This window comes from Neobacillus vireti (assembly GCF_036962345.1).
Lineage (GTDB): Bacteria > Bacillota > Bacilli > Bacillales > Cytobacillaceae > Neobacillus > Neobacillus vireti_A.
In genome coordinates this window covers 152,430-171,482 of the sequence record NZ_JBALNB010000003.1, presented here as the reverse complement: position 1 = coordinate 171,482, position 19,053 = coordinate 152,430, and the positions used below count along the sequence as shown (strand labels likewise).

Genomic DNA, 19,053 nt, shown 5'->3' with positions numbered 1-19,053 from the left:
AAAGAATAACTTGAAAATAGTGAAAAGTGTATTTTTCATCTTGCATAAATCTATTAAAGGTGTATACTTGTGTCTGAATGCGACAACATTTGTTAAAGTGATTTTCTAGGAGGTTTACAAATGGTAGCCGAAAAAGGTAATGAAAAAACTAATCAAGAGGAAGAAAATAATGTTTTAACTTCAACACAGACAGTTATACATAAAGCTCTTGAAAAGTTAGGTTATCCTGAAGAAGTTTATGAACTCTTAAAAGAGCCGTTACGAATGATGACAGTTAAAATTCCAATAAGAATGGACGACGGTTCAATAAAAATATTTACGGGCTACCGTGCACAGCACAATGACGCGGTAGGACCAACAAAGGGCGGAATTCGATTTCATCCCAATGTTTCAGAGACGGAAGTAAAAGCTCTTTCCATTTGGATGAGCTTGAAGTGTGGGATTGTGGATCTTCCATACGGCGGTGGTAAAGGCGGTATTATTTGTGACCCGCGCGATATGTCTTTTAGAGAGCTTGAAAGATTAAGCCGCGGCTATGTACGGGCTATTAGTCAAATTGTAGGACCAACAAAAGATATTCCTGCCCCGGATGTGTTTACGAATTCTCAAATAATGGCTTGGATGATGGACGAGTATAGCCGTATCGATGAATTTAACTCTCCAGGATTTATTACTGGCAAGCCGCTAGTCTTAGGGGGTTCTCATGGCCGTGAATCAGCTACAGCGAAGGGTGTAACAATTTGTATCCGTGAGGCTGCTAAAAAGAAGGGAATTCAAATTGAAGGTGCTAGGGTTGTCGTTCAAGGCTTTGGTAATGCTGGAAGTTTCTTATCCAAATTTATGCATGATGCAGGCGCTAAAGTAGTTGGTATTTCCGATGCATATGGTGCATTGTATGACCCGAATGGACTTGATATTGACTATCTTCTAGACCGTCGCGATAGCTTTGGTACAGTAACGAAATTATTTAATAATACAATTACAAATAAAGAATTACTAGAACTTGAGTGTGATATCCTTGTACCAGCTGCAATTGAAAATCAAATAACAGCAGAAAATGCACAGAATATTCGCGCAAGTATCGTTGTTGAAGCTGCTAACGGACCAACAACACTTGAGGCAACAGAAATACTAACAGAACGCGGCATTTTACTCGTACCAGATGTACTTGCTTCCGCTGGCGGAGTTACAGTTTCTTACTTCGAATGGGTGCAAAATAACCAAGGATATTACTGGTCAGAAGAGGAAGTTGAGGAAAAACTTGAAAAAGTAATGGTGAAATCCTTTAACAATATTTATGATACAGCGCAAACACGGCGTGTTGATATGCGATTAGCTGCCTATATGGTTGGTGTTAGAAAAATGGCTGAGGCAAGCCGCTTCAGAGGATGGATTTAAAAAGCATTACGATTGAAACAATATAGAAAAACTCCTATCATATGACGGTAGGAGTTTTTTTTTTGGAGTCTTTTAATAAAGATTGTTGTTAAAATAGCCATTGTGGAATAATAAATTGAGGTGATCATTTTGCAAGTAGAAGATATTATTATTGTCGGAGGGGGACCATGTGGTTTAGCCGCTGCGATTGCTTTTAAAGAAGTTGGGTTTAATCCTCTCATCCTTGAAAAAGGGAATGTAGTAAATGCTATCTATCATTATCCAACACATCAAACGTTTTTTAGTACGAGTGAAAAACTTGAAATTGGAGATATTCCATTTATTACTGAAAGTTATAAACCAAAACGAAACCAAGCGCTCGTATATTACCGAGATGTTGTTAAAAGGAAACAACTGCGTGTCAATTCTTTTGAAAAGGTTACTAATGTGTTAAAAGAAGGAAAACAGTTTCAAGTTTTATCGGATAAACAAATATATCAGGCTCAGTTTGTAGTGATTGCGACAGGATACTATGACCACCCAAACTACATGAATATTCCCGGGGAAGATTTACCGAAAGTTTCTCATTATTTTAAAGAAGCCCATCCATATTTTGATAAGGATGTCTGTGTAATCGGCGGGAAAAATTCAAGTGTTGATGCAGCGCTTGAACTCGTAAAAGCGGGTGCAAGAGTGACTGTTATTTATCGTGGAACAGAATACTCCTCTAGCATTAAGCCATGGATTCTCCCAGAATTTGAAGCATTAGTACGAAACAATATCATTACGATGGAATTTAATTCACATCTCATCGAGATAACGGAAGACCAGGTTCGATATCAAAAAGATGGAAAAGAAAAGTCGATTTACAATGACTTTGTTTTTGCGATGACTGGCTACAGACCAGATCATCATTTCCTTAAGACCATGGGAATATTAATTGATGAGGAATCCGGAAGACCATTATTTAATCCTGATTCAATGGAGACGAATGTTGATGGGATTTATATTGCAGGAGTTATCGCTGCTGGAAATAATGCCAACGAAATATTTATAGAAAATGGCAGGTTCCATGGCGGTCTTATAGCACAATCTATTCAAGAAAAAGTAATAAAGGGGTGAAAAGATGAAAAAAGTTGTATTGTTAACGACTGGTGGAACAATAGCAAGTAAAACAAATAAAGACTCGGGAAAATTAGCTTCAGGGGAATTAACAGGCGAAGAGCTTGCTTCCATGTGTAATCTGCCAAATGATATCGAAATCATCATTGAATCTGTATTTCAAAAGGCAAGCATACATATTACATTTGATGACCTAGTCGTTTTAAAAAATAAAATTGAAACATACTTCCAGGATGATACCATTTCTGGGGTAGTGGTTACTCATGGTACAGATACTCTTGAAGAAACAGCTTACTTTCTTGATTTAACCATAAAAGACATAAGACCAGTAGTTATAACTGGGTCCCAGCGTTCGCCAGAGGAATTAGGCAGCGATGTCTACATTAACTTAAGGCATGCCATCTATTCTGCGTGTTGTGATGATTTACAAGATGCGGGGGCTGTAGTGGTGTTCAATGAGCGGATATTTACTGCTAGGTATGTAAAAAAGGAACATGCCTCGAATATCCAGGGGTTTGACGTTTTTGGATTCGGTTATCTTGGTATTATTGATAATGACGTCGTACATATTTTTCAAAAGCCAATAAAGCGGGAATATTATGGTATTCAAGCAGCTATTCCCCAAGTAGAAATTATAAAATGTTATATTGGGGCTGATGGAAAATTTATTAAGGCTGCAAGAGAGTCAGGCGTCAAAGGAATTGTTCTCGAAGGTGTTGGGCGTGGCCAGGTTGCGCCGCAAATGATGGAGGAAATCGAAAAGTCACTTTCGGAAGGAATCATCTTGGTTATTACAACGAGCGCTGAGGAAGGTTCTGTTTACACCACATATGATTATAAAGGCAGTGCTTATGATTTATACAAAAAAGGTGTAATTCTTGGCAGTGATAATGACTCAAAAAAAGCTAGAATTAAATTAGCTGTTGCTCTGGCCTCTGGCTTAAGGAAAATTAAATTTTAAGAGCAATTCTCAAATGGCTATAATCTTTCATTTAATAAATGCGGATATCATGTTACGATTAAGGTAACAATCGATTGTGAAATGAGGATTATCCATGCTGGGAATATTATCAGCCGGTATTGCCCCCGGACTGGCCTTGTTAAGTTACTTTTATTTAAAAGATGAATATGAATCAGAACCAATATCAGTAGTACTTAGAACATTCTTGTATGGTGCTCTCTTAGTGTTTCCAATTATGTTTATTCAGCATGTACTCCATACAGAGAATATTATTAAATCTGGATTTATTGAGGCATTTCTTTCTTCTAGTCTTCTTGAAGAGTTTTTCAAATGGTTTATCCTCTTCTATGCGATTTACCAACATGTGGAGTTTGATGAACCCTTTGATGGAATTGTATATGGAGTTGCTGTATCTCTTGGGTTTGCGACCGTCGAAAATATATTTTATTTGGTTGCAAATGGAATTGAACATGCAATGGCCAGGGCGTTACTGCCTGTATCGAGTCATGCACTATTCGGAGTAATTATGGGGTTTTACATGGGTAAAGCAAAATTTACTGATGGGAAAAAGGGTAAATGGGTAATACTTTCTTTACTTTTACCTTTCATTTTACATGGATCTTATGATTATATTTTAATCTCACAAGAAAACTGGTTATATATTATTTTGCCTTTTATGATCTTTCTTTGGTGGTTTGGATTAAGAAAGGTAAAAATGGCGCGAATTTTAACGACAAACCATAAGAAAAAACAATTTTCAACTCAAAATACCTTTCATTCTTAAAAAGAAACCCCTTCATTTTTAAATGAAGGGGTTTTTTTTGAATAAATTTGCCATTAAAACAAAAAATAGGTTTACAACTAAAAAGATTTACAACTGGGGGTTATTTTAAATGAAGAAGAAAATTGTTCGATTTACAGTTCCAATCTTAATCTCCCTTTGTATAATGCCATTTACAAGTCTGGAGGGAAATAAGGCATTTGCATTCTCTAATCAGGTTATTCAACAAGGCTCTATTGGAGATGATGTCATTGAGCTGCAATCAAGACTTCAGTATTTGGGATTTTACAATAAGAAAATTGATGGTGTGTTCGGATGGAGCACTTATTGGGCACTTAGGAATTTTCAGTATGAATTTGGGCTGCCAATCGACGGCCTTGCTGGAAAAGATACAAAGGCAAAATTAGTGAAAGCAAGTAAATATGATAAACAATTTGTAAAAAATCAAATAAATAAAGGAAATAAATTTACTCATTACGGCGGGGTGGATCAAAAAAAGCAGGCTGCACCACAACCCAAAGCAACAGCACCAAAATCTCCTGCTAATACGGCTAATCCAAAACCGGCACCGGCAGCCCCTAAAGCGGCACCTAAAAAACCAACTGCTGCTAATACTCCAGGAGGTTTCTCAAGTAACGATATCCAATTGATGGCGAATGCTGTTTATGGAGAGGCAAGGGGTGAACCATACACCGGACAAGTGGCAGTAGCTGCTGTTATCTTAAATCGTGTTAATAGTGCATCGTTTCCAAACACCGTCTCAGGAGTTATTTTTGAGCCTGGTGCATTTACAGCTGTTGCAGATGGTCAAATTTGGCTGACACCAAACGCACAAGCTAAAAAAGCTGTGATTGATGCAATAAACGGCATAGACCCAACCGGGGAAGCACTTTATTATTTTAATCCAGTAACGGCAACAAGTAAGTGGATATGGTCACGGCCGCAAATTAAACGAATTGGAAAACATATTTTTTGTGAATAGAGGGGTGATTGGATGATTAGAGGAATCATTATAGGTGTTCTAGCGGTAGGTGTAGCCGGTACGGCCTACTGGGGTTATCAAGAACATCGAGAGAAAAACGCAATATTATTAAATGCTGAAAATAATTATCAACGTGCTTTTCATGATCTTACCTATCAAATGGATATACTACACGATAAAATTGGAACAACACTTGCAATGAACTCTAGATATTCTCTGTCTCCTTCGTTAGTTGAGGTGTGGAGACTAACATCCGAAGCACACAGCGATGTTGGGCAGCTGCCGCTTACATTGCTCCCATTTAATAAAACCGAAGAGTTTTTAGCGAAGATTGGGAAATTTAGTTATCAAACTGCAGTGAGAGATTTAGATAAAGAACCTTTATCAGAGGAAGAGTATGAAACATTAAAGGTTCTTTATAAGCAATCTGGTGAAATTCAGAAAGAGCTTCGAAAAGTACAGCATATGGTATTGGCAAATAATCTACGCTGGATGGATGTTGAATTAGCGTTGGCTTCAGGAAAAGAAACAACAGACAATACGATTATTGATGGTTTTAAAACAGTTGAAAAAACCGTAACTGGCTATGATGAGAGTGACTTTGGACCGACTTTTGCAAACATGCAAAAGAAGGATGATAATTTCAAGAAGATTAAAGGAAAAACCATTTCTGAAAAAGAAGCCATAAGCATTGCAAAAAAATATATGAAATTTGATGGAAATGCGGAAGTAAAAGTAACAGAGAACGGTAAAGGTTCTGATTATGGATTTTATAGTGTATCACTAAGAAATAAGAAAACGGGACAAGAAGGAAGTATGGATATTACGAAAAAAGCAGGGTATCCGATATGGTTTATTAATTACAGAGATGTGAAAGAGCAGAAAATTAGTTTAAACGATGCAAACCTTAAGGCTGCTGCTTTTCTAAAGGAAAATGGCTACAAAAATTTAGAATTGTTTGAGAGTACTCAATATGATCATACGGGTGTCTTTAATTTTGTTACCAGTGAAAACAATATTAGAATATATCCAGAGGCATTAAAAGTAGAAGTGGCATTAGATAATGGAAACATTATTGGCTTCTCTGCGGAGGAGTACTTAAAATCATTAAATGACACGAGAAAAGTTGAAAAGCCTGTGTTATCAAGTGAGCAAGCCCGGGCAAAAGTAAATCCAAACTTCAAAGTTATGGAAGAAAGACAATCAATCATTGTTAATGATTTAAATAAGGAAGTTCTATGTTATGAGTTCTTAGGAACCATAGAGGATGATACCTATAGAATCTTTATTAATGCCATGGATGGTACCGAAGAAGAAGTTGAAAAGTTAAAGAACGCCGAGAATATATACGACGAAGTGATTTAGATTTGCAGCATAAAAGAATAAAACAATACCATCACTCCAATACTAGTAGTAATTGGTAAATTGGAGTGATGGTATAAAATGAAGATTGTTGAAAGAGTATTAATAAAGATAATTATTGTCCAATTTGTCTTCCTTTTTTTTGCCCAGTTATTTTTACACCAATTGGATATTTTTCCACAATTAGAGCAGCTAACCAAATATGAAGGAGTAAATGAGAATACATTTACTGAAATCTTACAAACCTTTAACGGAAAATAAAAAAGCAGAACACTGCTTTTTTTTTATGCTCATACGGAAATTATAATAGAAATAATTATTAAAACGCTAAAAAAAAGAGGCTTTACCCTTTCTTATGGTAAAATAAAAATATAGGTCTACGAGACGACAAGAGTGACTTAGGAGGATTTATGGAAAAGAAATTATCAATTGCAATTGACGGTCCTGCTGCAGCCGGAAAAAGTACAGTAGCAAAAGTTGTAGCAGAAAGATTATCTTACATATATATTGACACTGGTGCAATGTATCGGGCCTTGACCTTTAAAGCACTGAATAGCAATCTTAATCTAGAGGATGAAGATACCTTATTAGAAATTTTACTTTCAACAAAATTAGAACTTTATCCTTCGCCTAAAGGTCAATTGGTGTTCCTTGATAATCAAGAGGTGACAGATGCTATCCGCTCCACAGAGGTAACTAATTCAGTATCGATTGTTGCTAAGCACCAAAAAGTCCGTGAAGAAATGGTACGGATGCAGCAATCCTTTGCCGTTAGCGGAGGTGTTGTAATGGATGGCAGGGATATAGGTACACATGTGCTGCCAAATGCTGAAGTAAAGGTATTTTTACTTGCAAGTGTTGAGGAAAGAGCAGTTAGACGCCATACTGAAAATCTGGCAAAAGGTTATTCTTCCAATTTAGAACAACTAAAAGAGGAAATTGCCCGTCGTGATAAAATAGATTCTGAACGAGAGTATGCACCTTTAAAAAAGGCAGACGACGCAATAGAAATTGACACTACATCCTTAGCTATCAATGAAGTAGTAGAAAAAATTATGGCTCTCGTGCATGAAAGGGTTGGATGAGTGTGACGTTTTATTCATTTGCAAGATCGGCTGTTGCAACCATTTTTAAACCATGGTATCGAATTGAAGTGATTGGATTAGAGCATTTTCCTAAAAATGGCGGGGTGCTGCTTTGTACAAATCATATTCATAATTTTGATCCTTTAGTCGTTGGTATTACTGCCCCAAGGCCTGTCCATTTTATGGCCAAAGAAGAACTATTCAACGTTCCTGTATTGGGGAATATCGTGAGAAAGTGTAATGCTTTCCCAGTAAAAAGGGGTAAGGGAGATAGGGAATCATTAAGAGCTGGATTAAAGGTATTAAAAGATGGAAATGTTTTCGGGCTTTTTCCTGAAGGGACGAGAAGTAAAACGGGTGAAATCGGCAAAGGTCTATCGGGAGCGGGTTTTTTTGCCCTTAGAGCAGAAGCAGAGGTCGTACCATGTGCTATCATTGGTCCATACAAGAGTTTGAAAAAGTTAAAGGTTGTTTATGGGAAGCCGATTGCAATGGAGGAAGTGCGGGCTGCTAGAGCCTCTGCCGAAGAGGTAACTGAATTAATTATGTCAGAAATCCATAAACTTATAAAAGAGAACAAATAGGTTCTGCTTGACAAAATAGGCTATTTGTAAGAAGTTAATTAAAAGAGATTATATAGAATATTCACTCGTTTGTTTGTATTAAACATTATATATTTATTAAGTAGTATATGGATTAAGGAGGAATACATATGTCGGAAGAAATGAATCAAGTTGAAGTAAAAAATTATTCTATTGGAGATAAAGTCACTGGACAAGTCACCAAGGTAGAAGAAAAACAAGTAATCGTAAACATTCAAGATAGTAAACATGATGGTATTATTCCAATTAGTGAGCTTTCCAGCCTGCATGTTGAGAGAGCCTCTGATGTTGTTTCTGAAGGTGATGAATTAGAACTTGAAGTATTAAAAGTGGAAGAGGATGCCCTCATTTTGTCAAAAAGAAAAGTTGACGCTGAGAAAGCTTGGGTAAACCTTGAGAACCTATTTAATAGTGGCGAAGTATTTGAAACAGAAGTAAAAGATGTAGTTAAAGGCGGACTCGTCGTGGACCTTGGCGTCCGTGGGTTTGTTCCAGCATCTTTAGTAGAAGCACATTTTGTTGAAGATTTTTCTGATTATAAGGGTAAAAATCTTACTTTTAAAATTGTTGAACTTGATAAGGAAAAAAATCGCTTAATCTTATCTCACCGTGCAGTGGTAGAGGAAGAAAAAGGAAAACATAAGAAAAATCTCTTAAATTCAATTAATCCTGGACAGGTTATTGATGGAACGGTTCAAAGAATTACGGATTTTGGAGCATTTGTTGATATCGGCGGCATTGATGGACTTGTGCACATTTCCCAATTGTCTTACCAACATATTGACAAGCCATCTGATGTAGTCCAAGAAGGACAAAAAGTAAAAGTTAAGGTTCTTAATGTAGATCGTGATAATGAAAGAATTTCTTTATCTATTAAAGAAACACAACCTGGACCATGGTCTGATATAGCTGAAAAAGCACCTAAGGGCAGTAGTCTAACCGGGACTGTAAAACGATTGGTTTCCTATGGTGCCTTTGTGGAAGTGTTCCCTGGTGTTGAGGGGCTAGTTCATATTTCACAAATTGCTCACAAACATATCGGGACGCCGCATGAAGTATTAAAAGAAGGTCAAGAAGTTCAAGTGAAAGTCCTGGATGCAAATGAGCAAGAACAGAGACTTTCCTTAAGTATCAAGGACCTGCTTGAAAAAGAAGTAGAAGAAAACTTTGATTACGAACTTCCTGAAGAATCTAAAGGCTTCCAGCTTGGAGAAATGATTGGCGATAAATTAAAGAATCTAGGAAAATAATGGTGATACGCAGTGTCTAGAGCTGAACGGAAATGGGACCATATTCGCTTTGCACTGGAAACAGGGCAAAAACGAGCAACAGCATTTGATGATATTCAATTTATTCATCAAAGTTTACCAAACATTAATGTTTCAGATGTCCGGTTACACCAAAAAATTGGCGAACTTTCTTTAAGTTCGCCAATTTTTATCAATGCCATGACGGGTGGCGGCGGTGAGAAAACCTACACGCTTAACAAGCAGCTGGCACAGGTGGCGAGTGCTGCGGGTCTTGCCATGGCAGTAGGGTCACAAATGTCTGCATTGAAAGACAAATCTGAAAGATATACATATGAAGTGGTAAGAAAAGAAAATCCATCTGGAATTCTGATTGCCAACCTAGGAAGCGAAGCATCCCCAGAACACGCTAGAATAGCAGTTGAGATGATTGGGGCAAATGCATTGCAAGTGCATTTAAATGTAATACAAGAACTGACAATGCCCGAAGGAGACCGCGAATTTTCTAATGCGCTTAATAGAATAGAAGCGATTGTAAAGGGAGTAAGTGTACCTGTAATTGTTAAAGAGGTTGGATTTGGTATGTCAAAAGAAACGGCTGAGATTCTCTCATCTGTGGGTGTTTCAGCCATTGATATAGGCGGGTTCGGGGGTACAAATTTTGCTGAAATAGAGAATAAGCGCAGTGATAAATCAAATTTCTTCTTTAATCAATGGGGGATTCCTACAGCGATATCTATTTGTGAAGCCTCTCATGCTTCTAGTGTACCGATTATTGGTTCTGGTGGTTTTACTACTAGTATTGATATGGCAAAAGGATTAGCGTTAGGAGCGAGTGCAGCTGGCTTTGCAGGATATTTTTTAAAAATCCTTATTGATGAGGGAATCGATTCATTACACGCAGAAATTTCGTCCCTGCATCATGAGTTAAAAATGATTATGACTGCCTTAGGGGCAATATCTATTCAAGATTTGCAAAAGGCTCCACTAATGGTTTCCGGCCAAACTCATCATTGGCTGACCCAAAGGGGAATCGATACCAAAGCATATAGCCAGCGTAGTATAAAATAAGCTCCCGCAGCAGCGGGAGCTTTATTTATTCACTATACTTATTATCATTTAATTTTCTTGCTTCTTCAGGGCTGGAAAGCTTTGTTGATCCCGGGTAATGCAGCGCCTGATCCCGGTCTGATTCCACTCTTCTACTATCCTTTAGCTTTTTTTCTTGTCGATCCTTTCCCATTTTTCTACACCTCCTACTATTAACATGAATTTGTTGTTGAAAGATTATACAGGTAAGTATGAAAGTACATAAAGAATACCGATAATGGGAATAGTAGGAGGTGTGTACAAAATGGAGGGTTCATTGTTCTATTGGGTTCTTTGGTTGTTTTGGGTTTATATTACATTTTTTATGGACAAGCAAAATCGGTACCGTACAAAATTAGCGGTTGTAACATTATTGGTGATTATACTCTCAAATGTTCATTTTGTAGCGGCAGGATTCGAGTTTTATGCTAGTGGATTATTTTTGCTGATATTATCTTATTTAATTCTAAGTAAAAAAAAGCTTGGGTCCTTACTGTATTCTTTTATTTGTTCATTTATATTAACCATTTCGTACGTTACATTTAACCTATTCGTTATTTATGATCCCGTCTGGGTCATTTTTCAAAAGGAATGGATGATGGGAATTTGCTTTAGCATCCTTGCTATATTATTACAAACGACTTTAAAAGGAAGATTGTTAATTTTTACTAGCGGCACTATGCATGGAGAGATTTTCTACGCTATTTACCTAAATAAGTTTGAATTTTCCTACCCTGTTGGAACGATTGCATATTTGGATGTTTTTGCTCTTACCGTCTTGCTTCTAGTAAGCTGGAGTATACTTGAAAATGCAGGTATTTACTATCAGAACCATCTTCAATTTTTAGCGAAGGGAAAACAAAAGTCTTCCTAAATGAATCCTTCCAAGTTTTTGGTTTGCTAGAAAGGATTAACATTGCTAAAATAATATGGTTAGACCCTTCTGTTTTAAGGAAGGGTTTCTTTATCATTAGTACACCATAACGATAAAAATAACAAAAGTATTGATAAATAGAAGAAATAGAAAGGATGGCGATGATAATGGTAAAACCTGTTATAGCCATAGTAGGACGACCGAATGTCGGAAAGTCCACCATCTTCAACAGAATTGTTGGAGAAAGAATTTCAATTGTTGAAGATATCCCTGGAGTAACACGTGATCGAATTTATAGTTCTGGAGAATGGTTAACACATGATTTTAATGTAATTGATACGGGTGGAATCGATATTGGGGATGAACCATTTCTAGAGCAGATTCGTCAGCAGGCTGAAGTCGCGATTGATGAAGCAGATGTTATTATCTTCTTAACAAATGGAAGAGAAGGAGTTACAGCCGCAGACGAAGAGGTCGCAAAGATATTATATAAATCCAAAAAGCCGGTTGTATTAGCGGTTAATAAAATTGATAATCCTGAAATGCGCGAACAAATTTATGATTTTTATTCTTTAGGATTTGGAGAGCCAATACCTGTATCCGGTTCTCATGGGCTCGGATTAGGTGACTTACTAGACGAGGCTGCTAAACACTTTCCAAAGGATAAGGGACTGGATTATGATGAAGATACGATTAAATTCTCTTTAATAGGTCGGCCAAATGTTGGAAAATCATCATTAGTCAATGCCATTCTGGGAGAAGAGCGCGTGATTGTAAGTGACATTGCCGGAACAACTAGGGATGCAGTGGATTCTCCGTATACGTACAATGGTGGAAAATATGTCATCATTGATACAGCAGGAATGCGTAAAAAAGGAAAGGTCTATGAGAGTACAGAAAAATATAGTGTACTTCGTGCTTTAAGGGCAATAGAGCGGTCAGATGTTGTTTTAGTCGTTATTAATGCAGAAGAAGGAATCATCGAACAAGATAAGAAAATTGCTGGATATGCACATGAAGCGGGCCGGGCAATTGTGATTGTTGTCAACAAGTGGGATGCCGTTGAAAAAGATGAGAAAACGATGAGGGAACTTGAACAAAAAATTCGGGAACATTTTCTGTTCTTAAGTTATGCTCCTATTGTTTTCTTATCTGCAAAGACGAAAAAACGGATCCATACGCTTTTACCAATGATTAATACTGCCAGCGAAAACCATTCCATGCGTGTTGAAACAAGCGTTTTAAATGATATCATTATGGATGCAGTTGCCATGAATCCAACACCAACAGATAAAGGGCGACGATTAAAGATTTATTACACAACACAAGTAGCTGTTAAACCGCCAACCTTTGTTGTATTTGTAAACGAACCAGAATTAATGCATTTCTCATATGAGCGCTTCTTAGAAAATCGGATCCGAGAGGCATTTGGATTCGAGGGAACCCCGATAAAAATTTACGCAAGAGAAAGAAAATAATTTTACGGTGGGAGTGAATTATATGCAGGGAAATAAAGAAACGGTTGCTGTCATTGGAGCAGGAAGCTGGGGAACTGCCCTTGCAATGGTCCTGGCTGACAATGGACATCCAGTTCGGTTGTGGAGCCATAATGAAGGCCAGGTTGAAGAGATTAATCAATTCCATACGAACAAAAAATATTTGCCAGAAATTTTACTACCTGACTTAATAGTAGGTTATGCATCATTACATGATGCATTATCTGATATCAAAACAGTTATCCTTGCAGTGCCAACGAAAGCCATACGCGAAGTACTTGGAAAAATGAAGTCCGTAGAGAGCTCACCCTTAATTATTGCACATGTTAGTAAAGGGATTGAACCAGACTCTCTTCTGCGCGTCTCAGAAGTCATTAAGGAAGAAATGCCTAGTGAGCTGTTGAAAGCTGTTGTAGTGCTCTCAGGCCCCAGCCATGCAGAAGAAGTTAGTAAAAGGCATCCAACAACTGTTACCGTATCTTCGGAGGATATGGAAGCTGCAGAAGAAATTCAAGACTTGTTTATTAACCTTAATTTTCGGGTCTATACAAATCCAGATGTAATAGGTGTAGAAATCGGCGGCGCGTTAAAGAATATCATCGCTTTGGCTGCGGGAATTACGGACGGGCTTGGGTATGGTGATAATGCAAAGGCGGCTTTAATGACAAGAGGATTAGCTGAAATAGCTAGACTTGGAACCAAAATGGGGGCAAATCCACTAACTTTCTCAGGATTAACCGGAATTGGGGACTTAATTGTTACGTGTACCAGTGTCCATTCAAGGAACTGGAGAGCTGGAAATTTACTTGGTAAAGGTAAAAACCTTGATGAGGTTCTTGATAACATGGGAATGGTTGTAGAAGGTGTTAGGACAACGAAAGCGGCCTATCAGCTTTCAAAAAAGTATGATGTCAGCATGCCGATTACATGTGTCCTCTATGATGTATTGTTTAATGGTAAAAATGCAAAAGATGCAGTTGATGTATTAATGGCTCGTGGTAAAACCCATGAAATGGAAGATTTAGTGAATATTCTTGAAGAAAGAAACCTCGAGGAGTAAAAATTGTGCATTTTTCACCGAAAAATAGGCATTCGATGATTCGCATTTAAATCTTTTTGCATACAATGCAAGCGAAGCACACGTGTAGTATGAACCGAAGCGTTATGGGTTGATTAGTCACTAAGACTGAAGTAAAGAATTCGCCCCTCTTTACTTCAGTTTTTTTATTGCCGTTAAACAAAATTTTTTTAAGAACCACCTCCCTTATGTTATAATAGCTTTCGGAATAAGGGGGGTGTCTTTTTGTCACCAGGAATGCTAAAAATGTGGATTTCAATTGCAGGTATGGGAATAATGTTTCTTGCTATTATTACAATTTATCTTAGCCGCTACAAGTTAAAAGGAGTCCTCAAGTTGATCACGGCTCTCCTTGCCTACATCTTTTTATTTATCTCGGCTATTACGTTATTCATTGTCCTTTTTACATAGGATGTTTTCGGAATTTAGTTGTTAAAATCCTAAAGCCGATTTTAACGTGGACCAAGCTATTTCGTGCATAAAATTAAGTTTGCGAGCTCTTTTCTTACAATTGAAGGCTATTTCGCAACAGGTCATAGCTCATCCACAGCTTTTATCTCCAAATGGATAAGGTTTAAGAAAAGAGCCTTACATAATAAGAAAAAAATAGGTGATTGTATGAATTGGAAAGTCATAGGCATCCTGCTTGTTTTTACTTCATTGTTCTTAACAGGCTGTATGTATCCTTCTGAGAAGTTAACACAGAACCAAATCCCATATCAAGACCAACTCCAAGCTGTTCAACAGGCTGTAAATTCCTTTAAGGAGGAAAATGGGGGAATTCTGCCGATTAAAACAAGGGAAGCAGATACGCCAATTTACCAAAAATATCCGATTGACTTTAAAAAAATTGCTCCCAAATATCTTGCAGAGCCGCCAGGTAATGCATTTGAAAGCGGCGGGATTTTCCAATACGTCCTTGTGGATGTAGAAACGAATCCAACTGTAAAGCTTTTAGATTTAAGAATGGCTGATGCCATTCGTGGTATTAATGTCAGAATCAAAACAAATGGCTATCCGCCCTATAAAGACCAGCTAGCTAATCATGTGTATACACTTGATTACAACAAGCTAGGTTATAAGCAGGAACCGTACGCCGTTAGCCCGTTTTCAAATAAAAATCTTCCATTTGTGGTAACGACGAATGCAGAAGTGTATGTTGATTACCGTCAAGATCTATATCAAGAGCTTAAAAAAACGGACAAACAGATAATAACCGGTGAGGATATTCGAAATATTCTTGTGGAAAGTTCTATGTTTGTTCCGGCTTATTCTTTACCCTATATCGTCGATCCTGAGACCAACGAACCAGTTTTTTTAGAGAACTGAAGCTCTTTTCTTAAAAACAACTAACATAAGAATGCTAAATAGTCATAACCCTTCTCTTGCGAAATATATTGTAGGAGAAGGGTTTTTTTTAGGCACATTGGTGCCAGTTGCCAAATGGGATAAAGACAAATACGGAACGTGACTATATACCGTGTTACTTTACCAGAAACCCTCATACGATCAACTGTTCAGACACAACAGATACTAGCATATTCAAGGAATAAATCGTTAAGGGGGTAAAAAAATTTTTAAAAAGAGTCATAACAATATAGGACAACGTCATACACATATATTGTCCAAAAATATCTTAATGGATAATATTATCCCACTTTACTCTATGATCGGGAGGGGATCACTTGGAAAAGGTTGATATTTTCAAAGATATTGCCGAAAGAACCGGCGGTGATATTTATTTAGGAGTAGTTGGTGCTGTAAGAACAGGAAAATCCACATTTATTAAAAAATTTATGGAGCTCGTGGTTTTACCGAATATAGAAAATGAGGCAGAGAGATCTAGAACAGTTGATGAACTTCCTCAGAGTGCTGCAGGGAAAACAATCATGACAACGGAGCCTAAGTTTGTTCCGAATCAAGCTGCTTCCGTCCATGTTGACGAAGGTCTTAATGTAAATATAAGACTGGTTGACTGTGTCGGTTACACGGTTCCAGGTGCTAAAGGATATGAGGATGAAAATGGTCCTAGGATGATAACTACTCCTTGGTACGAAGAGCCAATTCCGTTCCATGAAGCTGCTGAAATTGGTACTAGAAAGGTGATCCAAGAACATTCCACAATAGGTGTAGTTGTTACTACGGATGGAACTATTGGTGAGATACCAAGAAGTAACTATATTGAGGCTGAAGAAAGAGTGATAAACGAGTTGAAAGAGGTTGGCAAACCATTCATTATGGTCGTCAACAGCGCGCAGCCATATCACCCAAGCACGGAAACACTCAGGTCTAGCTTAGCGGAAAAGTATGATATTCCAGTACTAGCGATGAGTGTAGAAAGCATGCGTGACAGTGATGTTCTTAATGTTCTAAGAGAAGCTTTATATGAATTCCCAGTACTTGAGGTTAATGTTAATCTCCCAAGCTGGGTAATGGTGTTAAGGGAGAATCACTGGCTGCGTGAAAGCTATCAAGAAGCAGTAAAAGAAACAGTTAAAGATATCAAAAGATTAAGAGATGTTGATAGGGTTGTGCAGCAATTTAGCGACTTTGACTACATTGAAAGTGCTGGCCTAGCAGGAATTGAAATGGGTCAAGGTGTAGCAGAGATTGATTTATTTGCACCAGATGAACTTTATGATGATATTTTAAAAGAAATCGTCGGTGTGGAAATTAGAGGAAAAGATCATCTCCTAGAGTTAATGCAGGATTTTGCTCATGCAAAAGCAGAATATGATCATATTTCAGACGCACTAAGGATGGTGAAGCAGACTGGATACGGTATTGCATCTCCATCACTTTCAGATATGAGCCTTGAAGAACCTGAAATTATCCGTCAAGGTGCGAGGTTCGGGGTAAGGCTGCGAGCGGTGGCTCCATCCATTCATATGATAAAGGTCGATGTTGAATCTGAGTTTGCCCCGATTATTGGTACGGAAAAGCAAAGTGAAGAACTCGTCCGTTATTTAATGCAGGATTTTGAAGATGATCCATTATCCATCTGGAATTCTGATATTTTTGGCCGCTCTTTAAGTTCTATCGTTAGGGAAGGGATTCAAGCAAAGCTATCCTTAATGCCAGAGAACGCAAGATATAAATTAAAAGAAACATTAGAAAGAATTATAAACGAAGGATCAGGCGGCCTAATCGCTATAATCCTGTAAGCAGAAGACTCCAAATATGGAGTCTTTTTTGATTTTACAAAAAACAACACTCAATCTTGTCGAAAATAGTAGAAATTTGTAGAAATGAAGAAAAGATTACCATTATTTCATGAAATATTCTTGATAAGCGTAAATGATTGTGATAATCTTTTAACAGACCTACGTTTGGTGCTTAAAACCTTTATATAATAAGGTTTCTTATTAAAAAAGTGAATTAAAAAACAAAAGCAGTAATTTTTGATTACTTTTCCAATAAAACCGCGCTATGACGTATAGAATTAAGGAAAATTGTTTAGAAATGTAGATAAGAACTCTTATTTACGATTCTTTACTTAATATACTGGGAGGAGGTGAATAGCATGAACAAAACAGAACTAATTAACGCAGTTGCAGAAGCAAGCGAGCTTTCTAAAAAAGACGCTACAAAAGCAGTCGATGCTGTTTTTGATTCAATTCTAGATGCTTTGAAAAATGGTGATAAAGTCCAATTAATCGGTTTTGGTAACTTTGAAGTACGCGAACGTGCAGCACGTAAAGGCCGCAATCCTCAAACTGGTGAGGAAATCGAAATTGGTGCAAGCAAAGTTCCTGCTTTCAAACCAGGTAAAGCGCTTAAAGACGCAGTAAAATAATTACATAAATTTATTGCCTCGGCAAAAAGGTCATGGTAACCTCCATGGCCTTTTTTCTATGCTGATGGTAACTTTGAACTTGTCTAGCGCAAGCAGCCTAGGGGCTCGTAGTGATAGGCCGCCCCTGTTCAAGCCGCTTCCGCTTTTCTATATCTCTTTTGTTGTGCTAATATGTAATAGTCGTTTATACTTGTTTGATATACAGTAGGGGGAATATGCATGACTGAAGTAAATCGTACCCAAATTGAAGAGGCGGTACGTTTAATCTTAACGGCGATTGGGGAAGATCCCAACAGAGAAGGCCTGCTCGATACGCCGAAACGAGTTGCAAAAATGTATGAAGAAGTTTTTAGCGGATTAAAGGAAGATCCGAAGAAACACTTTGAGACTATTTTCAGTGAAGACCATGAAGAACTAGTTTTGGTGAAGGATATCCCGTTTTATTCTATGTGTGAACATCATCTTGTACCATTCTTCGGGTCAGCTCATGTTGCATATATACCAAAAAATGGACGTGTAACTGGTTTAAGTAAATTGGCAAGGGCTGTAGAGGCGGTCTCTAAAAGACCACAATTACAGGAGAGAATTACTTCAACCATAGCTGATAGTATAATGGAAAAATTAGATCCTCATGGGGTAATGGTCGTTGTCGAGGCAGAACATATGTGTATGACGATGCGCGGTGTAAAGAAACCTGGTTCAAAAACAGTGACAACAGCAGTAAGGGGCAATCTTGTCAAGGATACAATCGCTCGATCTGAAATTCTAACTTTAATTAAGAATTAAGTGGGGGATACTATGGAAAAGCGAGAAACGCAAAACAGTGACTTTGTTGTGATAAAAGCAATTGATGATGGGGTTAGTGTGATTGGATTGACTCGAGGAACAGATACTAAATTTCATCACTCTGAAAAGCTTGATAAAGGGGAAGTATTAATTGCCCAATTTACAGAACATACTTCAGCAATAAAAATTAGAGGAAATGCAAAAATATTGACTCAGTTTGGCGAAATTGAAAGCGAAAATAATAAGTAATGAGAGTAAAGTCTATATAGTAAACACTACTTATTTTTTATATGCTAATTTCCCTTCGGTAGAAATGTATTTATTTTGTGAATTTCTGCCCATACATAAGCTTTTATGATATAATTGTCACTGCCTTGTTTAAACAAAAGGAACATAATAAATATATAAATTCGGG

Annotated in this window: 21 protein-coding genes; 20 read left to right on the top strand and 1 reads right to left on the bottom strand. The window is 37.5% G+C overall.

The genetic code is table 11. The features are described from left to right. The first annotated feature begins 120 nt into the window (after nt 1-120). The 11 genes from V7108_RS02335 (at nt 121) to fni (ending at nt 10,590) form a co-directional block, all read left to right on the top strand. Complete coding sequence (locus V7108_RS02335) at nt 121-1,398, top strand: Glu/Leu/Phe/Val family dehydrogenase (protein WP_335567286.1); 1,278 nt, start codon at nt 121-123, stop codon at nt 1,396-1,398. A gap of 129 nt (nt 1,399-1,527) precedes the next feature. Further along, complete coding sequence (locus tag V7108_RS02330; protein WP_335518077.1) at nt 1,528-2,499, top strand: YpdA family putative bacillithiol disulfide reductase; 972 nt, start codon at nt 1,528-1,530, stop codon at nt 2,497-2,499. 4 nt (nt 2,500-2,503) lie between these two features. Further along, a complete protein-coding gene (locus V7108_RS02325; protein ID WP_335518073.1) occupies nt 2,504-3,460 on the top strand; it encodes an asparaginase in 957 nt (318 codons plus the stop codon). A gap of 94 nt (nt 3,461-3,554) precedes the next feature. Continuing rightward, complete coding sequence (prsW, locus tag V7108_RS02320; protein WP_335518070.1) at nt 3,555-4,244, top strand: glutamic-type intramembrane protease PrsW; 690 nt, start codon at nt 3,555-3,557, stop codon at nt 4,242-4,244. 109 nt (nt 4,245-4,353) lie between these two features. Continuing rightward, a complete protein-coding gene (sleB, locus tag V7108_RS02315) occupies nt 4,354-5,223 on the top strand; it encodes a spore cortex-lytic enzyme (protein ID WP_335567285.1) in 870 nt (289 codons plus the stop codon). 12 nt (nt 5,224-5,235) lie between these two features. Next, a complete protein-coding gene (gene ypeB, locus V7108_RS02310; RefSeq protein WP_335567284.1) occupies nt 5,236-6,588 on the top strand; it encodes a germination protein YpeB in 1,353 nt (450 codons plus the stop codon). 78 nt (nt 6,589-6,666) lie between these two features. Continuing rightward, nucleotides 6,667-6,846 (top strand): YpfB family protein, encoded by a 180-nt coding sequence (locus V7108_RS02305; protein WP_335567283.1) that lies wholly within the window; start codon nt 6,667-6,669, stop codon nt 6,844-6,846. 149 nt (nt 6,847-6,995) lie between these two features. After that, on the top strand, nt 6,996-7,670 hold the full coding sequence (gene cmk, locus V7108_RS02300) for a (d)CMP kinase (RefSeq protein ID WP_335518057.1): 675 nt from the start codon (nt 6,996-6,998) through the stop codon (nt 7,668-7,670). Between the two features lie 2 nt (nt 7,671-7,672). Continuing rightward, the gene (locus V7108_RS02295) at nt 7,673-8,254 is read left to right on the top strand and encodes a lysophospholipid acyltransferase family protein (RefSeq protein WP_335518080.1); all 582 of its coding nucleotides are present in this window, start codon (nt 7,673-7,675) and stop codon (nt 8,252-8,254) included. A 128-nt stretch (nt 8,255-8,382) separates the two neighbouring features. Further along, the gene (rpsA, locus tag V7108_RS02290; protein ID WP_335567282.1) at nt 8,383-9,522 is read left to right on the top strand and encodes a 30S ribosomal protein S1; all 1,140 of its coding nucleotides are present in this window, start codon (nt 8,383-8,385) and stop codon (nt 9,520-9,522) included. Nucleotides 9,523-9,534: 12 nt separating this feature from the next. Beyond that, the gene (gene fni / locus V7108_RS02285; protein WP_335567281.1) at nt 9,535-10,590 is read left to right on the top strand and encodes a type 2 isopentenyl-diphosphate Delta-isomerase; all 1,056 of its coding nucleotides are present in this window, start codon (nt 9,535-9,537) and stop codon (nt 10,588-10,590) included. Between the two features lie 25 nt (nt 10,591-10,615). On the opposite strand, the gene V7108_RS02280 is transcribed toward fni, so the two are convergent. Next, a complete protein-coding gene (locus V7108_RS02280; protein ID WP_335518048.1) occupies nt 10,616-10,762 on the bottom strand; it encodes a YpzI family protein in 147 nt (48 codons plus the stop codon). 111 nt (nt 10,763-10,873) lie between these two features. Between V7108_RS02280 and V7108_RS02275 the strand changes: the two genes are divergently transcribed. From V7108_RS02275 to mtrB, 9 genes are all read left to right on the top strand, one after another. Continuing rightward, the gene (locus V7108_RS02275; protein ID WP_335567280.1) at nt 10,874-11,482 is read left to right on the top strand and encodes a YphA family membrane protein; all 609 of its coding nucleotides are present in this window, start codon (nt 10,874-10,876) and stop codon (nt 11,480-11,482) included. Nucleotides 11,483-11,649: 167 nt separating this feature from the next. After that, complete coding sequence (gene der, locus V7108_RS02270) at nt 11,650-12,960, top strand: ribosome biogenesis GTPase Der (protein ID WP_335567279.1); 1,311 nt, start codon at nt 11,650-11,652, stop codon at nt 12,958-12,960. Between the two features lie 22 nt (nt 12,961-12,982). Beyond that, nucleotides 12,983-14,038, top strand: coding sequence for an NAD(P)H-dependent glycerol-3-phosphate dehydrogenase (locus V7108_RS02265; RefSeq protein ID WP_335567278.1), 1,056 nt, complete (start codon nt 12,983-12,985; stop codon nt 14,036-14,038). A 243-nt stretch (nt 14,039-14,281) separates the two neighbouring features. After that, entirely contained in the window at nt 14,282-14,467 is a 186-nt protein-coding gene (locus tag V7108_RS02260; RefSeq protein WP_335516149.1) for a DUF2768 domain-containing protein, read from the top strand. A gap of 207 nt (nt 14,468-14,674) precedes the next feature. Further along, nucleotides 14,675-15,385: a hypothetical protein gene (locus V7108_RS02255; RefSeq protein ID WP_335567277.1), complete on the top strand. Its 711-nt coding sequence runs from the start codon at nt 14,675-14,677 to the stop codon at nt 15,383-15,385. A gap of 356 nt (nt 15,386-15,741) precedes the next feature. Further along, entirely contained in the window at nt 15,742-17,220 is a 1,479-nt protein-coding gene (gene spoIVA / locus V7108_RS02250; RefSeq protein WP_335516143.1) for a stage IV sporulation protein A, read from the top strand. A 359-nt stretch (nt 17,221-17,579) separates the two neighbouring features. Continuing rightward, a complete protein-coding gene (hbs, locus tag V7108_RS02245) occupies nt 17,580-17,852 on the top strand; it encodes a non-specific DNA-binding protein Hbs (RefSeq protein ID WP_034676225.1) in 273 nt (90 codons plus the stop codon). Nucleotides 17,853-18,071: 219 nt separating this feature from the next. Next, nucleotides 18,072-18,638 (top strand): GTP cyclohydrolase I FolE, encoded by a 567-nt coding sequence (folE, locus tag V7108_RS02240; RefSeq protein ID WP_335567276.1) that lies wholly within the window; start codon nt 18,072-18,074, stop codon nt 18,636-18,638. A 12-nt stretch (nt 18,639-18,650) separates the two neighbouring features. Further along, nucleotides 18,651-18,887: a trp RNA-binding attenuation protein MtrB gene (gene mtrB / locus V7108_RS02235; protein ID WP_335516134.1), complete on the top strand. Its 237-nt coding sequence runs from the start codon at nt 18,651-18,653 to the stop codon at nt 18,885-18,887. The last annotated feature ends 166 nt before the right edge of the window (nt 18,888-19,053 follow it).